Here is a 1,289-nt window from a genome sequence, read left to right as displayed (position 1 = left end):
CACCGGCTTTCTGTTGCGCCCCGCGTATCCGCCATTCCTGCCCGTCCTGCCGGACCACGATATCCCCGTTGTCGGCAAGTGTCGTGACCACACCCGGTTCAGGCACCAAAGCCGCCGCAGGGACTGACACCGTGGCGGCGGTATTTTGGTTTGCCGGCGGCGTTTTTGTGGGTTCACCGAGCCACTGTGCCGCGTCCAGTAACTGGCCGAAGGCATTTTCAGGGTTTGCCACCTCGCAGCTAAAACGATTGGCATCGCTGCCTTCGGGGAACACGACCCGCCAGACATCCAGCCCGGCCAGTTGCAACTCTGCCGCCAGTCGCGCCGCCGCTTCATTGCCCGCTTTATCATTGTCATAGGCAATATGCACCTGCCGGATGTCATGCTGCCGGAAGGCCGCCCGGTGCGCATCGGTAAAGCCGTGTACCCCATACGCGCAGGTCACATGGCGATACCCCGCACACCAGAACGACATCGCATCAATCAGCGATTCACACAAAATCACCGAAGCCGAACCGGCCAGCCCGGCTTCATTCCAGACCCCGCCATGCGCACCCGGCAGATACAGGTGCAGCGGGGTGCCCGCCCGCAGGCGGTCCGTGATTTTACGGCCGTACAGCTCCTGTACCTGACCGTCAGCCCCGATCACCGGCACCACAAGCGAGCCGCTGAAGTGTTCATGGCCGCTCTCCCGCAACACCCCGGCCGCCTGAAGCCGGGCGCGGATCTCGGCACCGGCTTTCTGTTTTTTCTCCGGCAGCCGGTAACCGAGGGTGCGGTTGGCAAAGCCGAGCTTAAAATGGCTGGCCAGTTCAGGATGATCAAGGCGGCGTTTTTTCAGGTACTGATGCGCTTCCGGGGCATTGAGCAGGGTCTGGTGATAGAACCCGACCACCCGTAACAGCAGCGCCTGTTGCCCGGCGGCATCCCCGACATCCCCGGCCAGTTCCTCACTGGCAACCAGTGGCTCAACGGCAGGATTGACACCCAACACGGCACGCAACCGCTCCACGGCATGGCGCAGGCTCAACCCCTCGGTTTTCATCACCCAGTCCAGCACCGAACCGCCCGCCTCGCAGCCAAAGCAGTGGTAGAGATTCTTCGACGGCGTGATCACCATCGAGGGCGTTTTTTCCTGATGGAACGGGCAGAGCACGGTCATATCTTTACCACGCTTAAACAACTGCCGCCCCTGCTGCTCAATAATAGCAACTAAGGAGACGGCGGCTTTCAGGTGCTGTAATTCTGCGTCGGGAATGCGAGCCATATCTTAGTCCTTTAAAAAACCT

1 protein-coding gene is annotated in these 1,289 nt (G+C 60.8%); it reads right to left on the bottom strand.

Annotated features, from left to right (window positions below; all coding sequences use genetic code 11):
• The coding region (locus PSI17_RS16865) for a CHC2 zinc finger domain-containing protein (protein WP_273553059.1) at positions 1-1,267 on the bottom strand (1,267 nt) is incomplete at its 3' end.
• Positions 1,268-1,289 lie beyond the last annotated feature (22 nt).

This window comes from Xenorhabdus sp. IM139775 (assembly GCF_028598745.1).
GTDB lineage: Bacteria > Pseudomonadota > Gammaproteobacteria > Enterobacterales > Enterobacteriaceae > Xenorhabdus.
The sequence above is the reverse complement of the archived record's forward strand: the minus strand, read 5'-3'. Positions and strand labels throughout refer to the sequence as shown.